Raw genomic sequence first — 1,764 nt, forward strand, 5'->3', positions numbered from 1 at the left:
CCGGCACTCGGGAGCAGGCGGGCAGACACCGGCGTCCCGGTTGCGAGAACGCGTCACCAACGTCCAGCCCTCATACACCTAGGTCAGTCCCCGGCTTGGGCATGATCAGCCATGAGCTGCGACCACTCCTGGCGTGAGGTTTGATGTGCCAGGTGGAGCAGGCTCATCACCGCGCCGGCGTAAAACATCGCCGTGCTGACGTTGTGCCAAAGATCAACCAAAGTGTCTGCGACCCGTGGCCAGGAATACCCGTGGGCGAACCCACTGGCTACGTTCCAGATCCACTGCACGGCTTCGGCGGTATTCTGAGGCAACCGGTCTCTGGCCGCGAGCTCAGATGCGGGTAGATCCTGCTGGGAAAAAGTCGCCGCGATTATCATCCCGACGTCCATCGGTCCGTCCTTCGAGATCATCGTGTCCGAGACTTTTTGCTGCAGCCCAAGGTTGCGACGATCCTCTGCGACGGCAGTCCGCATCCCCGCGGCTGCATCGCGCAGCGTGTCCAGGTCCGTGAATCCGGCTGCTGCCTTGGCAGCCTTCTCGAAGCTCTCCACGTCTGCGGCAAGGACCTTCAGCGCCCGCTGATCCCGTTCAGAGGGATCAGGGGGTGTGAGAACGTAAGCGACCCTGTTGGCGTTGACGAGAGCAAGGCGCGTCATCGTCATGATTGACGCCGGGAGCTCGGCCTCGACTTGTCGCAGCCCCCTAAGCGAGACCGTCGCTTCGCCGACCGCCTCGGCGCATATCTGCAGGCCCGACCACAGTGATACATAACCCCCGTCCGATGGGGTACACAGCAGGTCGATCTCGGAGCCAGCAACAGAGTCACCGAGTCCATGCAGCGCAGCGGTCGCATGCTGGCCAGCCTCGAGCAGCCTCTTCGTGACCGAATCCATTTCGACTCCTATGCGACTACGCATGACCTGGTCGACCTGTCATATCACGGTGCTGGCCGAAAGTACGCCCATCAGGGGGCACGACGCTCCCCAGCAACGAGTAGCCACCAGCGTTCAGGATTCAAGCGGTAGCTGCGGCGTCTTGAGGTAGCGGTACAGCGTGGATCGGCTGATGTTGTGTTCACGCGCGATCTGGGCTTTGGGTGTGCCTGCGAGGGCGGCGTCGCGGACGGAGCGGATCTGGTCGCTCTCGAGACTACGGGGCCGGCCCTTGTAGGCGCCGCGCTTCTTCGCGGCGGCGATGCCCTCGGCCTGGCGCTGGCGGATGAGCTCGCGCTCGAACTGCGCGAAGGCGCCCATCATGTTCAGCTGGAACGCGGCCATCGCATCCGCATGCCCGGGCTCGAAGGTGAGTCTCTCCTTGAGGAACTCGACGCTCGCGCCCTTCCTGGGGCGCTGCTCGGTGTGCTCGGCGGGATCGCCGGTGATCTGCTGGACGATGTCGTTGAGATCGATGACCGAGCGGGCGAGACGGTCCATGGACGCGACAACGACGTGGTCGCCCCGGCGGACGTGCCGGATGAGGGCCTGCAGCTGCGGACGGTCCGCCGCGCTCCTACCGGACTGCCTCTCGGTGAAGACCTGGTCGCACTCCCCCACCGCCTCGAGCTGCCGCGCGAGACTCTGGCCAGCCGATGACACCCGGAGGTACGCGACGCGCTGCCCCGGGGCCCGATGTGTTCCATTCATGCCTTGGACCCTAGCCGGGACATGCGTCAAAACGCGGGAATGCACTTGTAGGTTTGATCGCTCTATGGCGATGTTCTGTGATGCCTGGATGGCGCTAGCCTCGGGCTTTCATCGTTTC

Annotated in this window: 2 protein-coding genes; both read right to left on the minus strand. The window is 64.1% G+C overall.

Features of this window, described 5'->3' with window-relative positions:
- Positions 1–83 precede the first annotated feature (83 nt).
- Positions 84–896 carry a hypothetical protein gene (locus M3B01_RS14495; protein ID WP_259793245.1) on the minus strand — a complete coding sequence of 271 codons (813 nt, stop codon included), beginning with the start codon at positions 894–896 and terminating at the stop codon, positions 84–86.
- Positions 897–1,010: 114 nt separating this feature from the next.
- Positions 1,011–1,646: a recombinase family protein gene (locus M3B01_RS14500; RefSeq protein WP_259793247.1), complete on the minus strand. Its 636-nt coding sequence runs from the start codon at positions 1,644–1,646 to the stop codon at positions 1,011–1,013.
- Positions 1,647–1,764: the final 118 nt, after the last annotated feature.

The organism is Brachybacterium sp. p3-SID957, from assembly GCF_025144775.1.
In the GTDB taxonomy this organism is placed as follows: Bacteria; Actinomycetota; Actinomycetes; order Actinomycetales; family Dermabacteraceae; genus Brachybacterium; species Brachybacterium epidermidis.

Coding starts and splice junctions, on each gene's coding strand:
- M3B01_RS14495 (WP_259793245.1), bottom strand. CDS start 896: ATGGATTCGGTCACGAAGAGGCTGCTCGAGGCTGGCCAGCATGCGACC.
- M3B01_RS14500 (WP_259793247.1), bottom strand. CDS start 1,646: ATGAATGGAACACATCGGGCCCCGGGGCAGCGCGTCGCGTACCTCCGG.